Here is a 23,595-nt window from a genome sequence, read left to right as displayed (position 1 = left end):
TCTCCCCCCGGCTACTCGTTGTCGTTGCGGCTGAGCTTCACGTACACCGCCGAGAACCCGGCGAGGACGACGAGCAGCAGCAGGCCGAGCGCCGCCGCGGCACCGTAGTTGTTGAAGTTGAAGGCGTACTGGTAGATGAGGTAGACGACCGTGGTGGTCGAGCCCTCGGGTCCGGCGCCGCCGGTGAGCAGGAACGGCTCGACGAAGACCTGCATGGTCGCGATGATCTGCATCAGCATCATCAGCGACAGGATCAGCCGGGTCTGCGGGATGGTGACGTGCCAGATCTTGCGGAACAGGCCGGCGCCGTCCAGCTCGGCCGCCTCGTACAGCTCACCGGGGATGCCCTGGAGCGCGGCGAGGTAGATGAGGGCGGCGCCGCCCATGTTCATCCAGGTCGAGGCGATGACCACGGACAGCATCGACAGGTCCGGGTCCTGCAGCCACTGCTGCTCGGGCAGGTGCAGGACCCGGAACACCTCGTTCAGCAGGCCGTATCCGGGGTCGTAGAGGTACTTGAAGAGCAGTACCGAGGCGACCGGCGGGAGCATCACCGGCAGGTAGACGAGCAGCCGGAGGTAACCCTGGCCGTGGCGGAACTCGTTGATGACGATCGCGGTGACGAAGGGCACCGCGAACCCGAGGAGCAGCGCGAGCACGGTGAACAGCAGCGTGTTGCGCCAGGCCTGCCAGAAGGCCGGGTCGTGGTACACGGTGGTGAGGTTGTGCAGGCCGACCCAGGTGACACGGCCGTCCTCGGTCTTCTGGAAGGCGAGGAGGAACTCCCTGATCATCGGGTACCAGGAGAACACCGCGAAGCAGACGACCGCTCCGATGAGGAAGCCGTGGGCGGTGAGGTTGCGTCTCAGGCTCTTGGCGAGGCGTCCGCCTGGTGGTGCGGGAGCCGTTCCGCGCGGGGGTGAGGGGCGGGCGTGGGCCGCCGTGCTCGGGGTCAGACTGGGGGCCGCCATCGTCTCTCCTTGGTGCTGGGCCTCGGTACCGGGCTGCCGGTCGCCGGCGCGCCGGGGTCGCGGGTGGTCGGGTCCCGTGCGGCCGGGACCGGGACGCGGTGTGCCCGGTGGGGGCGGGGCCTTCGGCCCGCCCCGACCGGGGTCCGGTCACTGGTTGGCCAGGACCTGGTCGACCTGTGCCTCGGCCGTGGAGAGCAGCTTGTCGATGTCGGCGTCCTTGTTGGTCAGGACGCCGGACATCACGTTGTCGAGGACCTTGTAGATCTCCTGGGCCTTCGGCGGTTCGGCCTTGCCGGGCACCGGGTTGTCCATGAACGTCTTGAAGTTCTCGACCGGCATGGTGGCGTTGGTCCTGCGTGAGGCGTCGTCCGTCTTCTTGGACTCGCCGAGCCAGAAGTTGGGCTGCGGGACGCCCACGGGGAGCTTGTCGGCCTTGGTACGGGCCCAGTCGAACTGGCCCTTGCCGACGGTGAGGTTCTTGAAGTTCAGCCAGGCGATCGCGGCCTTGATCTTGTCGGAGGAGATTCCGTTCTTGATCATGTAGTTGTTGCCGCCGGCCAGGGTGTTCTTCTCGCCCGGGATCGGGCCCATGCCGAAGTTCTCATACTTCGCGCCGAGTTGCTGGACCATGTACGCGATGTCGTCGGGGGCGGCGAGGAACATGCCGAGCTTGTCGGTGGCGATCTGCTTCTGCAGGTCGCCCCACTTCAGCAGCTGGGTCTTGCCCATGCTGTCGTCCTCCCAGCGCATGGCGTGGAGGCTCTGCAGCACCTGGCGGCCGATGTCGTTGTTGAACGCGGCCTTCTTGCCGGTCGGGTCCACGATGTCGCCGCCGCGGCTGTACATCTGCGCGGTGAAGTGCCAGCCGCCGGTGTTGGCCGCGCTGTACTCGCCGTAGCCGGCGATGCCGTGGCCGAGCCCGGCTATCTTCTTGGCGGCGGCGCGGACCTCGTCCCAGGTGCGCGGCGGGTTGTCGGGGTCGAGGCCGGCCTGCTGGAACAGCTTGCGGTTGATGAGCAGGCCCATGGTGTAGTTGCTGGTCGGCAGGCCGTAGAGCTTGCCGTCGTGCTTCAGCGAGGCCAGGACGTTCGGGTCGATGTCCTTCAGCAGCGGGACCGTCTTGTCGTTGACGTAGGCGGTGATGTCCGCGGCGCCGCTGTTGTCGAGCACCTGCGGCAGGTCGGTGAAGTACGTGTAGAAGACGTCGGGCTGGGAGTGGGCCTTCAGCATCGCGGTGAAGCGCGGGGGCTCCAGGCACTGGCCCGGCGTGGACCGGCCCTCGATCCTGACGTTCGGGTACTTCTTGTTGAACTCGGCGACGTCCTCCTTCCACTCCTTGAGCTCGGCCGCCTTCGCCGCGGGAGGCATGCAGTCGATCGTCAGGGTCACCTTGGTCTTCGGGTCCAGCGGGGCGGCCGGGTCCGAGGAGCCACCTCCTTCGGAACCACCGGAGCCGTTGTTGCTCGCGCTGGTGCCGCAGGCGGCGAGCGCGGTCAACGTGAGCGCGGAGACGAGGGCGACCGCGCTGGCGCGGCGGGTACGGCGGAACCGGGCACTTCTCATGGGTGGTCCCCTTCGGGCATGAACGGCGAGGTCGCCCCACCGTCGGTGCGACTCGGTGCGTTGTGGGGCGCGACACACTCAACCACCGCCCACAGATGAACGCAAGATGTCGCGTCAATTTCGTAATTGTTTGACAAGCCCTGTCGATTGCGTGAGCGCCAAAGCTGCGGCGGGGCGAGGAAGCCCGCGGGACCGCAGAGCCCTGGGCCGGCAGGACGGGGTCACACAGGGCCGCCCAGGGGCCCCACGTCGGCCTGGACGCCAAACGCGCGCAAGGCCGGTGCAAGGCTCCGCAAGGAGCTTGCACCGGCCTCTTATGCCGGCCTCTTACGCCGGTCTCATGGGCCGACCTCACGGGCCGCCGACGGCCCGGCCGCCGCGACGTGCCGCTACGGATTGATGTTGATCTTGAAGGTCGACGTGGTGTTGCGGATGTCGACGGCGTTGTTGCTCAGCTTGAGCCCGTTGAACGTCACCTCACCGACGGCCGGGCCCTGGCCCGCCTCGGGCATCTCGTTGGCCCACAGGCCGAAGCCCGACTTGGCGTCGTAGGCGTCGCCGCTCTTGCGGGCACCGGAGACGGAGACGTCGGTGAAGACCGTGTCCTTGATGGGGTACTGCGGCTGGCCGCCCGAGTAGTTCGTCTGGAACATCACCCCGCTGTAGGTGGGATCGACGATGTCGACATGGTTGACCCGGATGCCCTGGAACACCTTCGACGCGGAGAACAGCCAGATGCCCGGGAAGGTCTGCGCGCCCCAGAAGTGGCCGCCGGCCCGCTCGATCGTCACGTTCTCGAACGTCGTCGGCTCGGTCCCGAAGCCGTTCATCGGAGAGCCGAAGTCCAGGGAGGAGATGGTGATGCCGGCGTACACCAGCGTGTCCGCGATGCGGATGTTGCGGAAGGTGTTGCTGTAGCCGCCGTAGACGGCCACACCCGCGGCCCGCCAGGTCAGGGTGGTGGTCAGGTTCTCGTAGACGTTGTTCTTCTCGTCCGCGCCGCCCGCGTCGATCGCCGAGAACAGCGCGAAGCTGTCGTCGCCGGTGGCGCGCGCGTCGTTGTTGGTCACATGGTTGTCCGTGGAGCCGTTGGTCATGTTGATGCCGTCGGCGAACATGTCCCGGATCCTCGAGTTGCTGATGGTGATCCGGTCGGTGTTGGCGCCCCAGTAGAGGCACACCATGTGCTCGTTCCAGATGTCGTCGATGACGATGTCCGACACGTTGGAGAAGTCGAACACCTTGCCCGGCCCGTCGATGCGCGAGGTGTAGTTGCCGAAGTAGGCGAAGCCCTTGAACAGCGAGCCCTTGGCGGTGGCGTCGGCGCGGAAGCCGATGTCGGTGTTCTCCTGCGTCGACGGCGCGTGGAACGTGGTGTACCAGGGGCCGGCGCCGACCACGTTCACGGCCCTGCCGTACACCTGGAACTTGCTCGACGTCTCGTAGTCGCCGGGCGGCAGATAGACGCCGGTGAGCTTGCCCGTGGTGTCCATGCGGACCTTGTCCAGGGCGTCCTGCACGGCCTGCTGCGTGAAGCCGGCGGGCACGGCGTACGCGGCGGGGTCGGGGTTGGCGACCGGTGCGGCCTGCTCCAGGTTGATGAAGTCGATCGCGTAGGTCGAGGTGTTGGCGGCGTCCTTCTGCAGCCGGATCCTGCTGCCCTTCGGAACGGTGTCGCCCAGGAGGATGTGCGCCTCGTCGTAGATGTGGCGCGGGGCACCCGAGCCCGGGGAGTTGCCGGGCGCGCTCTCCGCCCCGTACAGCCAGGCGTACTTCGACGTCAGCGGCAGCGCCTTCTTGAAGACGCCGTCGACGTAGACGTCGATGGTGGAGTCGATGCCCCCGCCGCCCGGCGCGTCCGGGATGGAGAAGCGGGTCACCAGGGTGTTGGTGGCGGCCCGGGTGGTGAACTCGACGTACTCCCCCGTCTGGTCCAGCTTGACGGCCCTGCGGCCGGAGGCCTCGCCCGCGATGTCGCCCACGGTGCGGTTGGGGCCGACGACGGTGGCGCCGCCGCCGAGAGTGCCGTCCTCCGCCTCGTACATGTCGTACGGCATGTTCGCGCCGCGTCCCACGAACAGCGGCTGGGTGGAGGTGTTGTTCTCGCGCTTGACCGGCACCTCGTTGGCGTCGGCGGCGACGACGGTCTTCACGGTGTAGGAGCCGTTGGCGGCGGTCCAGGTGCCGAGGTCCACGTCGGCCGAGGCACCGGCGGCGAGGACACCCGTGTAGGTGCCGGTGAGTGTCTTGACCGTGTCGCCCTGGGAGTCGGCCAGGGTGAGCGTGACGCCGTGGTCACCCCCGGCGCTGGGCTGGGTGCCCTGGTTCTTCAGCTTGACCTTGAACGTGACGTTCTGGCCGGCCGACGGGCTGGAGGGCGAGGTGGTCACCGAGGACACCACGAGGTCCGAGGTGTCGACGGGCTTGACCACCAGCGGATCGGGACTGGTGTAGGTGTTGTTGGACTCGTTCTGCTCGATGACCGCGTCACCGTCGTCGGCGACCGCGCTGAGCTGGTACGAACCGGCGTCCCGCCGGCCTATGGACGCGGTGACGGTGGTCTTCTCGCCGGCCGCCAGGGCATCGACCTGCGCGGTGGCGACCTTGGAGCCGCCGAGGCGCACGGCCAGGCTGCTGGCCGGTGCGTCGGCCGGACCGCTGTTGCGTACGGTGGCGGAGACGCTGATGGGGTCCGACTCCACCGGGGCGGTGGGCGACACGGTCAGCCCGGTGACCTCCAGGTCGGGGTTGGGCGCCGGGACGCCGATCACCTGGAACTCGGCGACCTGGCCCGCCGTGGCACCGGAGTTGGCCGTGAACTTCAACTGCACATCGGCCACCCGGGCGGACACCGGAACGGAGACGCTGTTGCCGTCGGCCGGATCGAAGGTGTAACTCTTGGCGCCCACCAGGGACTTGAAGCCGTCGGCGCTCTGCTCCCGGCCCAGGACCTCGATGGTCTGCGTGCGCTTGGACCAGGCCGGGTCGGGGTTCAGCCTCAGCACCAGATGGTCCAGGTCGGCGTTGGCGCCGAGCTTGACGGTGAGCGTGTTCGGGTAACTTCCGGCCGCGCCTTCCCAGTAGGTGGTCACGCTGTTGTCATTGGCGTTCGCCGCTACGAAGGTGTCCACCACGGAGGACGCGGTGATGGGCTTGCCGACCGCGAGGTTGGAACCGCCGCCTCCGCTGCCGTTGCGGGTCACGCTGTTGCTGGCGACGGATTTGTTGCCGGCCGCGTCCTTGGCCCGCACGTAGTAGGTCACCGTGCTCGTCGCGGGCTGGGTGTCGGTGTACGTGGTCATGTCACCGGCGACGGTGTCGCGCAGGGCGTTGTTGGCGTAGATCTCGTACCCGGTGACCTTGGTGTCGTCGGACGAGGCGGTCCACGTCAGCTTGATCCTGCCGTCCGTCGTCTCCGTGTAGGCGAGGTTCGACGGAGCCGTCGGGGCCTGGGTGTCGCCCTTGTCGCCGAGGCGGGTCACCGTGTTGCTGTCGGCCGACTGGTTGCCGGCCGCGTCCCGCGCGCGCACGAAGTACGACACGGTCTCGCTCGTCGGCCGGGTGTCGGTGTACGTGGTGACGTCACCGGCGACGCTGCTCAGCAGCGACCCGTCGGCGTAGATGTCGTACCCCGTCACGCCGACGTTGTCGGTGGCCGCGTTCCAGGTCAGCCTGATCTGGCCGGTGGCGGGCTCGGTGAAGGCGAGTCCGGCCGGGGCGCTGGGCGCCTGGGTGTCGCCGGTGTCCGGGCCGTAGACCTCCAGCTCGGAGACCTGGGCGCCGGGCTGGGCGCTGTTGGCGGTGACCAGGACGCGCACGTAGCGGGTGGTGGTGGCGTCGAAGGCGATGCTCACCGAGTTCCCGCTCGCGGGATCGAAGGTGTACGCCTGGGAGGCCGTGAGGTCGGTGAAGTCGGTGCCGTTGGTGCTGCCCTGGATCTTCAGCGTCTGGCTGCGCCTGTCCCAGCCGGCCGGCAGCCGCAGCACGACGCGGTTGACGCGCACGGAGGATGAGAGGTCGGCCTGGAGCCACTGCGGGAAGGCGTTGTTGTCGCTCTCCCAGTAGGTGGCCCGGTTGCCGTCGTTCGCATTCGCGGGGGCGTACACCTGGGTGTGGCTGCTGGCGGTCAGGGTGCGGCCGGCGGCGAGGTTCGCCGACGAGCCGTCGGCGGCGTGCACCTCCAGCTCGGACAACTGGGCCGACTTCCAGCCGGTGTTGGCGGTGACGGCGATGCGTACGAAGCGCGTACGGGCCGCCGGGAAGGCCACCGTCACGGTGTTGCCCGAGCCGGGACTGAAGGTGTACGAGGCCGAGGTCTTCAGCGTGCTGAAGCTGGTTCCGTCGGCGCTGCCCTGTACGGAGAGGGTCTCGGCTCGGCTCTCCCACGACGCCGGCAGCCTCAGGACGACCTCGTCCACGTTCTGCGTGGTTCCGAGGTCGGCCTGTACCCACTGCGGGAAGTCCGGTCCGGCGGCCTCCCAGTAGGTGCCCTGGTCGCCGTCGGTGATGTTCGCCGCGGAGTAGTCGCTCAGGGCGCTGCTCGCCGAGGCCCGGTCGCCCAGCGCGATGTTCGGTCCTCCCGACGCCCGGGCGGTCACGACCGGACCGGCCAGGGCCAGGAGGCTGCTCACGATCACGGCGCTCAGCGCCCGTGATCCCCGTCTGCGGAATCTCATCAGTCCTCGTTCTCGGCCTCGCGTCTCACGCCGCGAGGCGCGGCTCTGTGGGGTACGTGGACTAGCGACGGAGTGATGTCGCCAACTTGCGTTGAACGCTCAGAGAGTTCCAGAAGATTGTCAACTCGTCTACGGCTCGGGAACCGCGATTTGTATCGGGAGTACGGCGAAACGGAGCCGGCCTCGGCCGGGCGCCACGAGGGAGGGCGCCCGGCCGAGGCCGGCTCCTGGGGAGATATGGGCAGATGTGGAAGGGCGGGCCGGGCTCAGCCGGCCGGCGGCGGCGCGGTCGAGCCGCGCAGCACCAGTTCCGGTTCGAAGAGCAGCTCACCGGGGTGCGACCGGGTCCCCTGGAGCTGCGCGCACAGCAGCTCGACCGCCGCGCGGCCCATCGCCTCGATGGGCTGCCGGACGGTGGACAGCGGCGGCTCGGTGCAGTTCATGAAGGCGGAGTCGTCGAATCCCACGACCGACACGTCCGCGGGGACGGACAGCCCGCGCCTGCGCACGGCCCTGATGGCGCCGAGGGCGAGCGGGTCGCTCGCGCACACGATGCCGGTGATGCCCGCGTCCAGCAGGCGGGCGGCCGCGGCCTGTCCCCCTTCGAGCGAGAACATCGACCGCACGACGGACTCCTCGGGCAGCTCCGCGCCCGTGGCCCGCGCCACCGCACGGGCGGCTTCCAGCTTGCGACGCGAGGGAACGTGGTCGCTCGGGCCGAGGATCAGGCCGATCCGCTCGTGCCCCAGCGAGGCCAGGTGCCGCCACGCCTGCTCGACCGCGACGGCGTCGTCGCAGGCGACACAGGGGAAGTCGAGACCCTCTATCGAGGCGTTGATGAGCACCACGGGGATGTCCCGCTCGGCGAGCTGCCGGTAGTGGTCGTGCGGGGCGTCGGCCTGCGCGAACAGGCCACCGGCGAAGACCACGCCGGACACCTGCTGCTGGAGCAGGAGATCCACGTAGTCGGCCTCGGACACCCCGCCCTTGGTCTGCGTGCACAGCACCGGCGTCAGCCCCTGCTGGGCCAGCGCCCCTCCGATGACCTCGGCGAACGCCGGGAAGATCGGGTTCTGCAGCTCCGGCAGCACCAGGCCGACGAGCCGGGCGCGCTCTCCGCGCAGCTGCGTGGGCCGCTCGTACCCCAGCACGTCGAGGGCCGTGAGGACGGCCTGGCGGGTCGACTCGGACACCCCGGGCTTGCCATTGAGGACACGACTGACCGTCGCCTCGCTGACCCCCACCTTCTTAGCCACTTGAGCAAGTCGTCGCGTCATGTACGCAAGACTAGCGCAATTCTCGCAAGCGGATTGCGGCCGAGATGCCAGGACCGACGGATGCCGTCTTCCGAGCCGAGGGTGAGTGTGCCGGACAGCACCGGGGAACCGGATGGCCTGCGCTGTGCAAAATCCGTGCAGGACTTGCAGAGATCAGTTCCCCTTCGGGCGGGCGGGGCGCGCGGGGTGCGGCCGCCGTCGGGGCCGTAGCCGAAGCGGATCAGCACATGGGGGCTGCAGCGCCGCCGCGGGCCGCGCATCGCCGCGCGCAGGTCGGGCCACTCCATCGCCTGGTGCAGCATCGAGGTGCGTACGCCGTGCCGGGTGGCCACGAGCAGTGCCCGCTCCAGTGCCTGCCCCGCCCGCAGCCAGTCCGCCCGCCGTTCGTGCGCGGTCCACAACAGGGCCACCTGGGTGTGCCGTTCGAAGCGCAGGGCGGGCAGATGCAGGCCGCGCAGCGGGCCGGTGAAGCCTGGTGGCCTACGCACGCAGTCACGGAGTCGACGTAGCGGTGCTCCGGAGGCGGCGGGGCCCCGGATCCAGAACCACGCCCGCCCACGCCCACCGCCCGCAGCATGCGAAGGCCGGCACTCGGGTGCAGCGGCCCTCCCCCTGCCGTCGTAGGGCGCCGGGCTGGTCGTACGGGCCGGGCTACTCGCCCCGGGCCGTCACAGGCACCCGCGGGGCCATGTCGGCCAGACCGCTGCGGCGGCCCTCGGCGGGAATGCCCACCTCGTTGTCCGTGACCGTCGGCCGCACGGTCCCGCCCTCCGTCTCCAGCGCCGCCTCGGCCCGTCCGGCGCGTGCGTGCCGGGTGATGTTCGTTTCCGAAGGCCGGCACCGCCGCGGTGTCACGCCCGCTGTGCCACGACGGCCACCGGGCACTGGGCGTGATGCAGCAGCGAGTGGGCCGTGCGGCCGAGCTGGAGGCCGAAGTGGCCCGTTCTGTGCCGCGCCCCGACGACCACCAGGTCGGCGGCGGCCGAACGGTGCACGAGCACCCGGTGCGCCGGCCCCTCGGCCGTCGCAGGGCGCACCCGTACCGCCGGATGGGCGGCGATCGCGTCGCTCAGCAGTTCCTCCAGTTCGGCGTCGGCCCGCTCCTCCGGCTCGCGGGCCGCTTCCCCGGCCGCCGTGCCGCCGCCGGCCGTCCTGAGCACGGGGCGGCGCCAGGCCCGTACGACGTCGAGGACGCTGCCGCGTGCCTCGGCCTCACGGAAGGCGAACCGCACGGCCTCCCCGCACGTGCCGGGCGGGCCGGCGCCGAGCAGGATCCGCTCGTGGGTGCCGGCCAGGCCGGCGGCGTCACCGCGCACCACGACCACCGGGCACTGGGCCCGGCCCGCCACGGCCAGACCGACCGAGCCGAGGAGCAGCCCCTTCAACTCGCCGCGCCCGCGGGATCCGGTGATCAGCGCGGAGGCGTGGTTGCCCTCGCCCAGCAGGCCCGTCACCGCGTCCTCGGGGAGGACGTCGGTGGTCACCTTCACGTCCGGGCCGCGCCGCCGGGCCCGCTCCGCCGCGGAGGCGATCAGCTGCTCCGCCCTCACCTGCTCCCAGGGACGGTCGGCACCACCCCCCGGGGCGGCGCCCTCGTAGTGCTCCCAGAGCGAGGCGTACACCAGCCGCAGCGGCAGACCGTGCCGGGCGGCCTCGTCCACGGCCCAGTCGACCGCCGTCAGACTCGCGTCCGATCCGTCGACGCCCACGACCAGGGGCAGTTCCATCGTCTCCACCGCCTTTCGCCGGTCTGCCGCGTCGCTCACATCGCTCGGCAGGAGGTACCGCTGCCACCGTCGCACCCCGCACGCCCGGGCGCGAGGGCGGTCCGCCCCCGTTCCGGGGACCTGCGGCCCATCGGCGCCGGCCCGGCCGAACGACCCTGGCGCCGGGGCGGTCCGTGTGGTGTCCTGAAAGTGGCGGGAAGGATCGCCCGGAAAGACGCGGAGAAGCGGCACCGGCCGCGCACCGCGCAATCAGGATCCGCGAGAAGCGGATGGTCCTTCCCGTCCTTTCGCGTCGTCCCTCCGTGCGCCCTTCTCGCGTCGCCCCTTTCGTGTCGTCCTTCCGTGTCGTCCTTCCGTGCCGTCCTTCCGTGTTGCGGCTCCCCGCGGCCTGGGCCGAAGGTCCCCGAAGCGGGTCCGTTCGGCCCGTGGCACCGGTGCCCGCCCGGGCGGAGCCTGAAAGCAGCAGGCCCACGGCCTCGTCCGACGGGAACGAAGGGAGCCGGTGCGATGACCTCCACCACCACTCTGGCCACGGCACTGCCGGTCCGGCACCGCGAATGGCTCATGGACCTGGGCCGTGAGGTGTTCTTCGACGCCGGCAGCCGCCTGTTCGAGGAGGGGCGGCACGCCGACCGGTTCTGGATCGTCAGGACCGGGACCGTCGCCCTCGACCTGCACGTCCCCGGGCGCCGCCCCGCCGTCATCGAGTCCGTGGGACACGGTGAACTGCTCGGCTGGTCCTGGCACTTCCCGCCGTACGTGTGGCAGCTGGGCGCAGAGGCCACGAGCCCGGTCCGGGCCTACGAGTTCGACGCCGACGCCGTGCGGATGCTGTGCGCCGCGGATCCCGAGTTCGGCCGGGCGGTCGCGGTCTGGGTCGGAAAGGTGGTCGCGCACCGGCTGCACTCGGCCCGTGTCCGGCTCCTCGACCTCTACGCCCCGTACGGCAGCGGGACCAGGTGACGAGTTGCGGCCTGAGGGCCGCGCGCGGCCACCGTACCGACACTCCGAGGAGGAGATCATGGACGGCAGTCCGCACATCGTGAGCGACGTGATGACGCACACCGTCGTGGCGGTGGGGCGCGACGCCCCGTTCAAGGACATCGTCGGCCTCATGGGGCAGTGGAAGGTCAGCGCGCTGCCCGTGCTGGAGGGTGAGGGCCGGGTGATCGGCGTCGTCTCGGAGGCCGATCTGCTGCCCAAGGAGGAGTTCCGCGACAGCGATCCCGACCGGTTCACGCAGCTGCGCCGCCTGTCCGACCTGGCCAAGGCGGGCGCGCTGACCGCCGGGGAGCTGATGAGCAGCCCCGCCGTCACCGTCCACCCGGACGCCACCCTCGCCGAGGCGGCCCGGACCATGGCCCAGCGCAGGGTCAAGCGGCTGCCCGTGGTCGACGAGGAGGGCATGCTGGAGGGCGTGGTCAGCCGGGGGGACCTGCTGAAGGTCTTCCTGCGGACGGACGACGACATCGCCGAGGAGGTCCGGCGGGAAGTCGTCGTCCCTCTCTTCCCCTCCCTCGCCGAACGGATCCACGTGAAGGTCTCCGACGGCCTCGTCACCCTCACCGGCCACATCCGGGACACCTCGCTCGTGCCGGTGGCCGCCCGGCTGGTGCGCGCCGTGGAGGGCGTCGTCGACGTCGAGTGCCATCTGAGGAGCCGCGCGGCGCTCGCCGTGCCCGAGTGACAGGGCGATGCGAACCTGGGGCATGACCCACAAGAAGGCGGCGAAGCTGCCGCGCAAGACGTACGAGAAGGAACTGCTGCGCCTGCAGACGGAGTTGGTGCAGGTCCAGGAGTGGGTACGGGCGACCGATGCCCGGCTGGTGGTGGTGTTCGAGGGGCGGGACGCGGCCGGCAAGGGCGGCACGATCAAGCGGCTGACCGAGCACCTCAATCCGCGCGTCGCCCGGATCGCGGCACTGCCCAAGCCGACCGAGCGCGAGCGCACCCAGTGGTACTTCCAGCGGTACGTCGCGCAGCTGCCGGCCGGCGGGGAGATCGTGCTCTTCGACCGGTCCTGGTACAACCGGGCCGGAGTGGAGCGTGTGATGGACTTCTGCACCGAGGAGGAGTACCGCCGGTTCCTGCTCCAGTGCCCGGTCTTCGAGCGGATGCTCGTGGAGGACGGGATCCTGCTGCGCAAGTACTGGTTCTCGGTGAGCGACGCCGTGCAGGAGGAGCGGTTCCGGCGCCGTCTGGAGGACCCGTTGCGGCAGTGGAAGCTGTCGCCGATGGACCTGGAGTCGATCACCCGCTGGGAGGCGTACTCACGGGCCAAGGACGAGATGATGGCGCACACCGACATCGCCGAGTCGCCCTGGTACGTCGTGGAGAGCGACGACAAGCGCCGCGCCCGGCTGAACATGATCGCTCATCTGCTGAGCACCCTGCCGTACCACGACGTCTCGCCGCCCGTGCCGGAGCTGCCGCCGCGGCCGGAGCCGACCGGGTACGAGCGTCCGCCGCGCGATCTGCGGACCTACGTGCCCGATCACGCGGCGGACTTGTGAGCCCGACTTGTGAGCCGGACGTGCGACCTGACGCGGGCGGCCGGTCCCTCGGCAGGTCCGGTGTCGGGCGCCGGTCGGGAGTCCACCGTGGCCTGGGCGGGAGTCCCGCCGTGCCGTGGGCGGGATCCGCCGCGGTCAGTTGCCGGACGGCGTGCCGGCGTCGCTCAGCGGCGCGTGCCAGACAAGCCTGGTCCCCCCGCCGTCGGGGGTGGTCCACTCCAGGTCGCCGCCCAGGTCGCGGGCCCGCTGCGTCATGTTGGCCAGGCCGCTGCGGCGGCCCCCGGCAGGAATGCCCACACCGTTGTCCGTGACCGTGAGCCGCACCGTCCTGCCGTCCGTCTCCAACGCCACCTCGGCCCGGTCGGCCTGCGCGTGCCGGGCGATGTTCGCCAACGACTCCGACAGCACCGCCACCACGTGATCCGCGGTCTCCCTGGGCACATGGGTGTCCAGCAGACCCTCCATACGCACACTCGGCGCGAACCCCATCACCCGCGTGGCCTCGGCGATCACCCGCACCGCCCGCGCCCGCAGGCCCGGAGCCGCCTCGTCCTCACGCGTCCGCAGACCGAAGATCGTCGACCTGATGATCTTTATGGTCTCGTCGAGGTCGTCCACGGCCCGCAGCACCCGTTCCTTGGCACCGGCGTGGTCGATGAACCGGCCCGCGCTCTGCAGGGTCATCCCGGTGGCGAACAACCGCTGTATGGCCAGGTCGTGCAGGTCCCGCGCGATCCGGTCCCGGTCCTCCAACAGCGCGATCTGCTCCGCGTCCTGGCGCCGCTCGGCCAGCTCCATCGCGAGAGCGGCCTGCGCGGCGAAGGTCTTGAGCAGTTCCAGTTCGGTGTCGGAGAAGTTCCCGGCCCCCGTCTCACGGACGAGCAGCACCACTCCGCGCACCTGGCCGCCGGCGCCTACGGGCACGGCGACGGCCGGGCCGAGGCCGGCGAACCGCGGCGGTCCGGCCTTGACGCGTGCGTCGTGTGCGATGTCCGGGCTGCTCACCGGTGCCCCGCTGGTGAACGCCTCCCCCGTGAGGGTGCCGTCGACGGGCAGCACCAGCCCGCGGTGGGCCTCCGCCTGCTGCCCGATGGCCAGCTCCACGGTGAGCGTGTCGGTGTCCTTCACGGGGGTGGACATCGCGGCGAGCGCCGAGCCGGTGATCTCGCGGGCGCGTTCCGCGATCAGCTTGAGCACCTCCGCCTGGGCGGCCCCGGACATCAGGCTGTGGGTGATCTCCGCGTTCGCCTCCAGCCAGCGCTCACGCAGCCGGGACTCCTCGTACAACCCGGCGTTGTCGATGGCCACACCCGCAGCCACCGCCAGCGTGGACAGAACAGACTCGTCCTCCTCGTCGAACTCCGCCCCGCCCCGCTTCTCGGTCAGATACAGATTGCCGAACACCTGATCACGCACCCGGATCGGCACACCCAGGAACGTGTTCATCGGCGGATGATGCGCCGGAAAACCGTACGACGACGGATGCTCGGACAGCTTCCCCAGCCGCAACGGCTCCGGATGCCGGATCAGCTCACCCAGAATCCCGTGCCCCTCCGGGAACGGACCGATCCGGGCGATGACGTCCTCGCTCACCCCGACGGTGTGGAAGGCGGACAGCCGCCTGCCGTCGGGGCCGATCACGCCCAGCGCCGCGTACTCGGCGTCGACGACGGTCGCCGCGGCCTCCACGATGCTGCGCAGGACCTGTTCCAGGTCCAGCTCCCGGCCGACGGAGAGCACCGCCTCCAGCAGGCTGTGCACCCGGTCCCGGGTGCCGCGGGCCGCGTCCAGGCGTGCCTGGAGCTCCTCCAGCAGCTCGTCGAGCCGCAGCTGCGGCAGCCGCACCCGGGCGTCCTCGGCCTCCTCGGAGCCTCCCACCGCTGTTCCTCCAGCCCCTGTGACGTGCCGAAAGCCGTTCCGCTCATCCGTCACAGTAGTCGCTGCGGCAGGGACACGGCACGGGTGCGGCGGCGCGGCGGCCGGCGTACCTCCGGCGCAACAGGGCACGGGACCGGCCCGTGGGGCCGAGCCCGTTCCGCCGTCTCAGCCGTCCCAGGTCCAGTCGGCGACCTCCGGCAGGTCCACGCCGTGCTCCCGGATCCACGCCTGGTGGCGCAGCCGGGTGTCCTCCATGCGCTGGCGTACGCTGGCGGCGCGGACGGCGAGGCCGGGGACGCGGTCGATGACGTCCATGACCAGGCGGTAGCGGTCGAGGTCGTTGCTGACCACCATGTCGAACGGGGTGGTGGTGGTGCCGATCTCCTTGTAGCCGCGCACGTGCAGGTGGTCGTGGCCGGTGCGGCGGTAGGCCAGGCGGTGGATGAGCCACGGGTAGCCGTGGTAGGCGAAGATCACCGGTTTGTCGGCGGTGAACAGCCCGTCGTACTCGAAGTCGGTCATGCCGTGCGGGTGTTCCTCGGCGGGCATCAGCCGGGCGATGTCGACGACGTTGACCACGCGCACCGCGAGCTCGGGCAGGTGCCGGCGCAGCAGCTGGGCGGCGGCCAGCACCTCCTGAGTGGGCACGTCGCCCGCGCAGGCCAGCACCACGTCGGGTTCGCGGCTGCCGTCCTCGGTGCCGGCCCAGTCCCACACCCCGGCGCCGCGCGCGCAGTGCACCCTCGCCTGGTCCATGGGCAGCCAGTCGAAGCAGGGCTGCTTCCCGGCGACGATCACGTTGACGTAGTCACGGCTGCGCAGCGCGTGGTCGGCCACCGACAGCAGGGTGTTGGCGTCCGGTGGGAAGTAGACCCTCACGGCCTCGGGGCTCTTGTTGAGGATGTGGTCGACGAAGCCGGGGTCCTGGTGGGAGAAGCCGTTGTGGTCCTGGCGCCACACGTGCGAGGTCAGCAGGTAGTTGAGGGAGGCGATGGGGGCGCGCCAGGTGAGTCGGCGGGTGGTGCGCAGCCACTTGATGTGCTGGTTGACCATGGAGTCGACGATGTGCACGAAGGCCTCGTAGCAGGAGAACAGCCCGTGCCGGCCTGTGAGGAGGTAGCCCTCCAGCCACCCCTGGCAGGTGTGTTCGGACAGGATCTCCATCACCCGGCCGTGCGGGTCGAGGTTCTCGTCGACGGGCAGGGTCTTGGCCTGCCACGCCTTGCCGCTGGCGCCGTAGACGGCCTGGAGGCGGTTGGAGGCGGTCTCGTCGGGGCCGACGAGACGGAAGTCGCGCCGGCCGGCGGTGCCCGCCATCACGTCCTCGAGCAGGTCGCCGAGGACGCGGGTGGGTTCGTGCAGGGTGGCGCCGGGCTTGTCGACCTCGACGGCGTACTTCTCCAGCGGTGGCAGCGGCAGCTCGCGCAGCAGCAGTCCGCCGTTGGCGTGCGGAGTGGCGCCGAGCCGGCGGGCGCCCGCGGGGACGCAGGCGAGGACGTCGGGGCGGGGGGCGCCGTGCTCGTCGAACAGCTCCTCGGGCCGGTAGGAGCGCAGCCATGTCTCCAGTTGCCGCAGGTGTTCGGGGTTGTCGCGGACGGCGGCGAGCGGGACTTGGTGGGAGCGCCAGGTCCCCTCCACGGGCACGCCGTCGACCTCGGCGGGGCCGGTCCAGCCCTTCGGGGTGCGCAGCACGATCATCGGCCAGCGGGGCCGGTCGGTGACGCCGTCCTCGCGGGCGGCGCGCTGGATCGCGGCGATACGGTCGGCGGCGGTGTCCAGGGCGGCGGCCAGGGCGCGGTGGACGGTCGCCGGGTCGTCGCCGGTGACGTGGAGGGGGTCGTGGCCGTAGCCCTTGAACAGGTCGTCGAGTTCCGCTTCGGGGAGCCGGGCCAGGACCGTAGGGTTGGCGATCTTGTAGCCGTTGAGGTGCAGGATCGGCAGGACCGCGCCGTCGTGGACCGGATCGAGGAACTTGTCGGAGTGCCAGGACGCGGCCAGCGGGCCGGTCTCCGCCTCGCCGTCGCCGATCACGCACGCGACCAGCAGATCGGGGTTGTCGAACGCGGCGCCGTAGGCGTGGGAGAGCGCGTAGCCGAGCTCGCCGCCCTCGTGGATGGAGCCCGGTGTCTCGGGGGCGACGTGGCTGGGCACTCCGCCGGGGAAGGAGAACTGTTTGAACAGCCGGGCCATGCCGGCCGCGTCCCGGGTGACGTCCGGGTAGGTCTCCGTGTACGAACCCTCCAGCCAGGAGTTGGCCAGCACCGCGGGCCCGCCGTGGCCGGGCCCCCAGATGCACAGGGTGTTCAGGTCGCGGCTCTTGATGAGCCGGTCGAGGTGGGTGTGGACCAGGTTCAGGCCGGGCGAGGTGCCCCAGTGGCCCAGCAGCCGCGGCTTGATGTGCTCCGGGCGCAGCGGCTCGGTCAGCAGAGGGTTGGCCATGAGGTAGATCTGGCCGACGGAGAGGTAGTTCGCGGCGCGCCAGTGGGCGTCCAGCGTCGCGAGCTCCTCGTCCGTGAGCCCGGCGGGGGCCTGCCGCGTCTCGACGGACATCAGGGATCCTTCCTGGTCGACATGATCGGAAACAGCGGCGGGGATGCCGCACCTGGGTGCCGGCGGCACACCACTTCCACCCTCCGGTGGCCGCCCGGGTACCCGACAGGGCCGTTCGGGTCACGCCCGGGGGCCGGACGTCGCCGATGCGTGACCGCCTTCTCCGACCCTTGACACGGCATCAGGCGCCGCCACCTTGGAAGCGCTCCCACGCTCGACACCCGCGCTGCGTTCCCCCACCTCAAGCACGTAGCGCGAGCGAGTTGCCGTGCTCCGGCGCCCTGCCGCCGGCCCGACCCGGGCGACGGCCCGACCCAGGCGACGGCCCGACCCGGGCGACGGCGGCAATCACGCCATGACGCATTCCCCGGTGGGACAGCACCTGAATCGGCCGCGACATGAACACGAGCTGTTCGGACGCCCGAACCGGCTGTCACGCGGCGGCGGCGCGCCACGTGACTCCGCGCCCCGACACCCGGGAAGGAAAGGCCGCATGTTCGGATCAACGCGAGGCACAACCGCCGGCCTGTCGCGCCGCCGATGGGTCGGTGCGCTGGTCGCGGCCGTCCTGACGGCCGTGTGCCTCGGCGCGACCGGCCAGTCCTCCACCGCCGCGGCCTACCCCGGCCCCGGCACGGTCAGCGGTGACACCGGTGTTCACGACCCGTCCATGGTCGGGCCGCGTGTGGCACTGGCGGCCGGGGACACCACCGGCCGCCTCGTCGACGCCGCGGCGGCCATGGGAGAACTGCGCGCCGCCGTCAGCGCCCTCTCCGAGCTCGACCTGCCGCCCGACGAGATCCTCGCCCGCCTGCACGATCTGACCAGCCGGTTCGCCCGTGCCCCACGCGGTCCGGACTCCGAGGAGTCGCCCGACCAGACGTGGCCGGCGACGTGTGTGTACGCGGTCTACGATCCGGTGACCAGGAGCTGCTCCATGGCCGCCGCCGGGCACCCACCGCCAGCCCTGGTCATGCCCGACGACGACGTCGAACTGATCGACATCACACCGGGACCGCCCCTGGCCAGGGCGTCGGCGAGTACGCCGTCACCGAACGCACCCTGCCCGTGGGCAGCACCCTCGCCTTCTACAACCCCGGACGGCGCCGGTGCGGCACGACCGCGGCACATCCCGCCGGACGAGCTGCGCCGCGTGGTGGCGGCCCACTCCTCGCTCCGGGCCAGGTGCGACGCGCTCGCCGACACCCTGCTCCCGGAGCAGCCGCCGCAGGACGCCGTCCTGCTGTTCGCCCGCTCGAGCTCCGCCTGGCCCGCGACCAGACGCCAGGGGCTGACGGCCTGAGCGCCGGCCTCGGGATTCCCTCACTGTCCGTGTTCACCGGGCGATCCGCTGATGTGGGCGAGGCACCCCCTGGTGTTATTGAATGAGGTGTGCGGTCGGGGATCTCGGGGCCCGCCGCACGGGTCCGAGTACGGCCCCGGCGCCGCGCCGGGGATTGCTGAGAGAGCCGCATGGACTCCACACCCTCGTCCTCGTCCCCTTCGGCGTTCGACCTGGTCAGCAGCGCCCTGGGACGGTACATCCCGCGCGGCGGCGTGGCAGCGGCCCCCGGTACGGCCGACGAGCAGGTGCAGGGCGATCGCACCGCCCGCCCACGTGCACCCGACGACCCGGCAGCCGGCCCTCAGGATCAGATTCTCGGCGCGGTCAACCTGGACAGGGATCTGAGGATCACCCGCTGCAATCTTGAGGCCCCCGTGTTCGCGGGTCTGGACCCCCTCCCCGGGGATCCCTTCGTCGATCTTCTGCCCCCGGGGGACGTACCGACGGTCACACGGCGGTTGCGGCAGGTCCTGGAGACCGGTGAGGCGCACGTCGCCCGGATCCAGCGCCTGCGGCGCGGCGACGGGTCGGAGCTGGTGGTCTCGATGAGCATCCTGCCCGCCGCGGTGCCTCAGGAGGGCCTGACCGTCTCCGTGATCGCCATGGCCAGGAGGCTCCACCTGTACGCCGCCGAGACCGCGATCGGCACCTCGCTGGACATCGGCGAGACCGCGCAGTCGCTGGCGCAGTCCCTGCTGGCCTGGGGAGACGTGGCCGCCGTAGACCTCGACTTCGCCGTGTGGACGGGCGAGGGAGTCACCGACCGGCCGCACGGGCGCATCCGGCTGCGGCGGGCGGCGCTGGTGCCGGACCGGGCATGGCCCGAGGGCTACGTGACTCCCGGCGACGATCTCCCCGGCGACGCGAGTCGCCTGCTGGCACAGGCGGTACGGCGGGACGACGCCCCGCAGGCCATCGTCATACCCGACCGGGAGGCGGTCGAGCGGGTACTGGGCAGCCCGCGAGTGATGCGCGCCCTGGTGCCCGGCGACCGGTCGGCGGGTGTGGCGTGCATACCGCTGGTCCTGGACGGCCCGCCGCCCGTCGTGCTGGGCGTGGCGGAGATCTGGCGGCGGGCGGACGCTCCCTTCCGCGACAGCGAGCTGTTCGACCTGCAGGAACTGGTGGCCAGGACCGCCCATCACGTCGACCTGGCCCGTCAGCACCAGCGCGAGCACACACAGGTGCTGGCGTTGCAGCGCCGGCTGCTGCCCCGGACCGGTGGCGACACCATCGAGATCGCCAGCGTCTACCAGCCCGCGACGCCCGACAGCGCGGGCGTCGGCGGCGACTGGGTGAACAGCTTCCCGCTGCCGGACGGCCGTACCGCGCTGGTGGTCGGTGACGTCGTCGGGCACGGCCTGGGAGCCGCGGCGACCATGGGCCAGCTGAGCACGGAGGCCCGCGCGCTGCTGTCCGCGGGGCTCGCCCCCGACGAGGTGCTGGAGCACCTGGACGCGACCGTGACGCTGCTGGACGACACGGAGTCCGGGCTGGCGGCCGGCTACAGCGCCCTCGGGTCGACCTGCTGCATCGCCCTCTACGACCCGGTCAGTCACCGCGTGGCGCTGTCCAGCGCCGGACACCTTCCCCCGGTCCTGGTCTCCCCGGACGGACGCGCGGGCCCGCTCGCGGTCCGCCCCCACCCCGGCCTGGGCGCCGAGTTCGCCCTGCGGGAGCCGTTCGACGTGCACACGTTCGACGCACCCCCGGGCTCTCTGCTCGCCCTCTACACCGACGGCCTGGTGGAGGATCCGGCCGTGTCGATCGACGAGGGCATCGGCAGGCTGGCGGACGCCGTGTCCACGGTGCATCCCTGGGACGCCCTGCAGCAGGCCGCACGGCACGTCGTCTCCGTGCTGGCACCCGTGCGTCAGCGCGACGACGTGACCCTGCTGCTCGCGCGGATGATCGGCTACCGCAAGGGGGACACATCGACCTGGCGGCTGCCGGCCCGCGACGACGCCCCCGCCCGTGCCCGCGCCCAGGTGTCCGCGCTGCTGCGGCAGTGGCGCACCCGGGACGACACCCATGACAACGTGCTGCTGCTGGTCAGCGAGCTGGTCACCAACGCGGTGCGCTTCGCCACCGGTCCCATCACGGTACGGCTGATCAGGGCCGGTCAGGGCCTGGTGTGCGAGGTGGGCGACACCGGCAACGGCAGGCCCCGGGTGAGCCGGGGCGGCCTCCTCGACGACGGCGGCCGTGGCCTGAACATCGTGCACAGGCTCACCACCCGGTGGGGCGTGCGGTGGACGGACACCGGCAAGGTGGTGTGGGCGGAAGTCGCGAGGTGACGCGGCCGCGGGCACGGGGACACGTGCCTTCGGTACGGACGGTGCCCTCAGCGGTACGTGACGTGACCGGTGGTACGGACGGCCCGTCCGCCGATGCGGGCGGCACGGGCGCGCGCTACAGCCACTCCCCGTCCAGGGCGGTGGCGCTGAGTCCCGGCGCCGCCGCGTACAGGACGGCGCGACTGCCCGGCTTCTGCCCGGCGTCGTGCGCCCGCCGCATGATGTCGAACACGGCGGCGCCGCCGCGGTTGCCGGTGGTGTAGCCGTCCCGGCTGTGGTCCAGCAGCCCGGACGGCCATGCGTCGGGCATCGTCTGCTCCATGTACTCCAGCACCCGGGTCCCGCCGGGGTGCGCGAGCAGCACGTCGGGGTGCCAGGCGTCGGGGTGGTCCTGGTAGCGCACGCGCAGCCACTCCCACATCGCGGTGACCGTCTCCTGCACGGCGCGCGGGCCGCGCCGGTCCATAACGAAGTGGGTGCCGTCCGCCCGTGTGTCCAGGCGGTGCAGGTCGTGGGTGCCGGGCAGGGTGTGGTGCCAGGCGGCGTCCAGCCGCAGCACCGACTCGCGCCGCGGGCGGCCCGTGACGACCGCGGCGACCGCGGTGTCCGCGAACAGCAGCCGGACGATCAGGGACTCGAGGGTGTCGTCCGCGGGCTGGTAGGTCGTGCTCAGCGCCTCCGCGATCACGACCAGGACCACCCGGTCGGGGTCCGCGGCCACGAGATCCGCCGCCAGCGCCAGGGAGCGGGTCCCGGCGATACAGGCCCACTGCGTGGCCGGCAGCAGCATCACGTCGTTGCGGAGCGGAAGCTTGTTGGCCAGGGCGATGTCCAGACCCGGCAGCGCCGGGGTGGTGGAGTTGCTGGTGATCAGGCAGTCGACGTCCGCGGCGTCCAGCCCGGCGATCTGCAGGGCCCCGCGGGCCGCACGCTCCCCGTAGGACTGCACGGCCTCCCAGGCCGGCGCGGTGCGCTCCTGGACGGTCTGCGGCGCGGGTATCGCCTCCAGTGCGGCGATCACGCGGTCCACGTCCTGCTGGGTGAACCCGTCGCGCGTCAGCGCCTCTTGGGCCGGGCCGACGCCGACGGCCCGCAGGCCGCCACCGCTGCCGGGCGCGACGGCGGTCTCCAGCGGCACCATCCACCCGCGGGTCTCGATGCCCGTGCCGGCCGCGATGCTGTCGATCCGCGGCGCCCAGGCCGCATGCGGATGCCGATCGCGCACCTCCGCCACGATCTGGCTGGTCTCCACGGCGTGCTCGCCGTGTATCACGGCAGGAGGACAGAGGTAAGCGGCCATAATGCGGCACCTTTCCGGGGGGAACAAGCAGGAATGTCACGGATTCTGTGTCATGGGTCACTTTGGAATGTCGCGCCCAAGAGGTTGCCGATGGGCTCCACTTCGGGAGCCGCCATCCGTTTCGAGCATGGACGCCAAATGGACATTTCCGCTGTGATGCATACAACTCAGGCGGCACTCGAAATGGGTGACTCGGCACACACCACTGGAACAGGGGCCCCCGCAGCGCTTCCGCAGCCGCGACCTGACGTGCCGTCAGTCAGCCGGAAGACCACCTGGTCGCTGCCGCCGGTGTGCCGTGATGCCTCGGCCTATCGACCTATCGGGTCACCGACGTACGGCCCAGACCGCGAAGGCCTCGACGGCGTCGGCGACGGCATGGAACCGGAGCGAGTGGAAGAAGTCGAAGTTGTGCTGAGTGCCGGGTAGCTCGGCGAAGGCGACCGGTGCGCCGGAGGCGTGGGCGAGTTCGTCCGCGAAGTGGTGGGCGTCGGCTGTCAGCACCAGGGTGTCCAGGGTGCCGTGCACGATCAGGAACGGTGGCGCGTCGGCATGGAGGTGGGCGTGCGGGGTGGCCGGGGCGCCCGACGCACCTCCGGCGGTCGGTCCGTAGTAGCCGTACAGTCCGATCGCGCCCGCGATCGAGGCGTCGGTCAGCGCGATGGTCGCTGCCAGATGGGCTCCGGCCGATCCCCCGGCGACGACCGGACGTGACGGATCGGCGCCCAGCTCTTCGGCGTGTTCGCGCAGCCAGGCGATCGCCTGTCTCACGTCCGCGAGCGAGTCGGTGTAGGCGGTCCGCAGCCGGTAGTTCGCGCTCGCGCAGACCCACCCGTGGTCGGCCAGGCGGTAGAGCAGGGGCCGAGCGCCGAGGAGCTTGCTGCCCATGACGAACCCCCCGCCGTGCAGATACAGCAGGATCGGGGCACCGTGCGGCCGGCTGCGGGAGACGTAGACGTCGAGGCGTTGGGTCCGTGCGTCGCCGTACCGGCGGTCGCGGATCCGGCGGACGCCGGGCCGCCACGACACCAACGGCAGCAGCAGGATCCGGAGGAGGGGCAGGCGGCTGTGGGGCATCCGGATGCCTGGTCCGGCCGCCAGGGCCGCCTCCAGGACGCCTCGCGCCGAGCGGGTCCGGACCGCGATCGCGGCCAGGCCACAGGCCGGTGCGGCGGTGAGCGCGACCGTGAGCCACCACACCGGCGTACCGACGCCGGTCGTCAGCGCCGGAAAGGCGCTGAGGGCCACCAGGGCCAGGCCGAGGAACGGCTGCTCGTTGAGGAGATACCCGAGCCAGAACCAGAGGTTCGACCGGCTCGAATGCCGCGGCATGGGGGGCCGGAGAGCGGCGAACGTGCACAGCGCGAGCAGCGCGATGGAGGTGACGAAACCGATGGGCACGGACGCGGACACTCCGTCAGGGACCGCCAGACTCGTCAGCACCCGTCCTCCCCTGCCCCACCGGCACAGCCCATCCTTCCCCATCTGCCCTGGCAGA

At 71.3% G+C, this 23,595-nt stretch carries 15 protein-coding genes; 5 read left to right on the top strand and 10 right to left on the bottom strand.

Annotation, left to right across the window (positions count from 1 at the left end; genetic code table 11):
* Window positions 1-11 precede the first annotated feature (11 nt).
* The 6 genes from IE318_RS03315 to IE318_RS03290 all read right to left on the bottom strand — a co-directional run bounded on the left by IE318_RS03315 (window position 12) and on the right by IE318_RS03290 (window position 10,214).
* Window positions 12-971: a carbohydrate ABC transporter permease gene (locus IE318_RS03315; RefSeq protein ID WP_189896087.1), complete on the bottom strand. Its 960-nt coding sequence runs from the start codon at window positions 969-971 to the stop codon at window positions 12-14.
* Between the two features lie 147 nt (window positions 972-1,118).
* On the bottom strand, window positions 1,119-2,534 hold the full coding sequence (locus tag IE318_RS03310; protein ID WP_189896085.1) for an extracellular solute-binding protein: 1,416 nt from the start codon (window positions 2,532-2,534) through the stop codon (window positions 1,119-1,121).
* 389 nt (window positions 2,535-2,923) lie between these two features.
* Window positions 2,924-7,210: a discoidin domain-containing protein gene (locus IE318_RS03305; protein WP_189896075.1), complete on the bottom strand. Its 4,287-nt coding sequence runs from the start codon at window positions 7,208-7,210 to the stop codon at window positions 2,924-2,926.
* Window positions 7,211-7,476: 266 nt separating this feature from the next.
* Window positions 7,477-8,487: a LacI family DNA-binding transcriptional regulator gene (locus IE318_RS03300; RefSeq protein WP_030164594.1), complete on the bottom strand. Its 1,011-nt coding sequence runs from the start codon at window positions 8,485-8,487 to the stop codon at window positions 7,477-7,479.
* On the bottom strand, window positions 8,484-8,975 hold the full coding sequence (locus IE318_RS46470; RefSeq protein ID WP_373311048.1) for a hypothetical protein: 492 nt from the start codon (window positions 8,973-8,975) through the stop codon (window positions 8,484-8,486). The genes IE318_RS03300 and IE318_RS46470 overlap by 4 nt, the downstream gene beginning before the upstream one ends.
* Before the next feature lie 363 nt (window positions 8,976-9,338).
* Window positions 9,339-10,214, bottom strand: a complete 876-nt coding sequence (locus IE318_RS03290; protein ID WP_189896073.1) for a universal stress protein — start codon at window positions 10,212-10,214, stop codon at window positions 9,339-9,341.
* Between the two features lie 507 nt (window positions 10,215-10,721).
* Here IE318_RS03290 and IE318_RS03285 point away from each other — a divergent pair.
* Genes IE318_RS03285 through ppk2 form a run of 3 tightly spaced genes read left to right on the top strand, consistent with a single transcriptional unit; the run spans window position 10,722 to window position 12,727 of the window.
* On the top strand, window positions 10,722-11,177 hold the full coding sequence (locus IE318_RS03285) for a cyclic nucleotide-binding domain-containing protein (protein ID WP_030164581.1): 456 nt from the start codon (window positions 10,722-10,724) through the stop codon (window positions 11,175-11,177).
* Window positions 11,178-11,235: 58 nt separating this feature from the next.
* Entirely contained in the window at window positions 11,236-11,901 is a 666-nt protein-coding gene (locus IE318_RS03280) for a CBS domain-containing protein (RefSeq protein WP_189896070.1), read from the top strand.
* A gap of 22 nt (window positions 11,902-11,923) precedes the next feature.
* On the top strand, window positions 11,924-12,727 hold the full coding sequence (ppk2, locus tag IE318_RS03275; RefSeq protein WP_030164575.1) for a polyphosphate kinase 2: 804 nt from the start codon (window positions 11,924-11,926) through the stop codon (window positions 12,725-12,727).
* A 135-nt stretch (window positions 12,728-12,862) separates the two neighbouring features.
* On the opposite strand, the gene IE318_RS03270 is transcribed toward ppk2, so the two are convergent.
* A complete protein-coding gene (locus IE318_RS03270; protein WP_189896067.1) occupies window positions 12,863-14,605 on the bottom strand; it encodes a sensor histidine kinase in 1,743 nt (580 codons plus the stop codon).
* Window positions 14,606-14,770: 165 nt separating this feature from the next.
* A complete protein-coding gene (locus IE318_RS03265; RefSeq protein ID WP_189896064.1) occupies window positions 14,771-17,155 on the bottom strand; it encodes a phosphoketolase family protein in 2,385 nt (794 codons plus the stop codon).
* A gap of 493 nt (window positions 17,156-17,648) precedes the next feature.
* Between IE318_RS03265 and IE318_RS03260 the strand changes: the two genes are divergently transcribed.
* Both IE318_RS03260 and IE318_RS03255 read left to right on the top strand, forming a co-directional pair.
* Window positions 17,649-18,458 (top strand): PP2C family protein-serine/threonine phosphatase, encoded by an 810-nt coding sequence (locus IE318_RS03260; protein WP_189896062.1) that lies wholly within the window; start codon window positions 17,649-17,651, stop codon window positions 18,456-18,458.
* Between the two features lie 170 nt (window positions 18,459-18,628).
* Window positions 18,629-20,797, top strand: coding sequence for a SpoIIE family protein phosphatase (locus IE318_RS03255; RefSeq protein WP_189896059.1), 2,169 nt, complete (start codon window positions 18,629-18,631; stop codon window positions 20,795-20,797).
* A gap of 115 nt (window positions 20,798-20,912) precedes the next feature.
* On the opposite strand, the gene IE318_RS03250 is transcribed toward IE318_RS03255, so the two are convergent.
* On the bottom strand, window positions 20,913-22,097 hold the full coding sequence (locus IE318_RS03250; protein WP_189896057.1) for a beta-ketoacyl-[acyl-carrier-protein] synthase family protein: 1,185 nt from the start codon (window positions 22,095-22,097) through the stop codon (window positions 20,913-20,915).
* Window positions 22,098-22,424: 327 nt separating this feature from the next.
* Window positions 22,425-23,498 carry an alpha/beta hydrolase gene (locus IE318_RS03245; protein ID WP_189896055.1) on the bottom strand — a complete coding sequence of 358 codons (1,074 nt, stop codon included), beginning with the start codon at window positions 23,496-23,498 and terminating at the stop codon, window positions 22,425-22,427.
* Window positions 23,499-23,595: the final 97 nt, after the last annotated feature.

Source organism: Streptomyces spiralis (genome assembly GCF_014654675.1).
GTDB lineage: Bacteria > Actinomycetota > Actinomycetes > Streptomycetales > Streptomycetaceae > Streptomyces > Streptomyces spiralis.
Note: the sequence above shows the minus strand (reverse complement) of the source record. Positions and strands in the feature narration are given on the sequence as shown.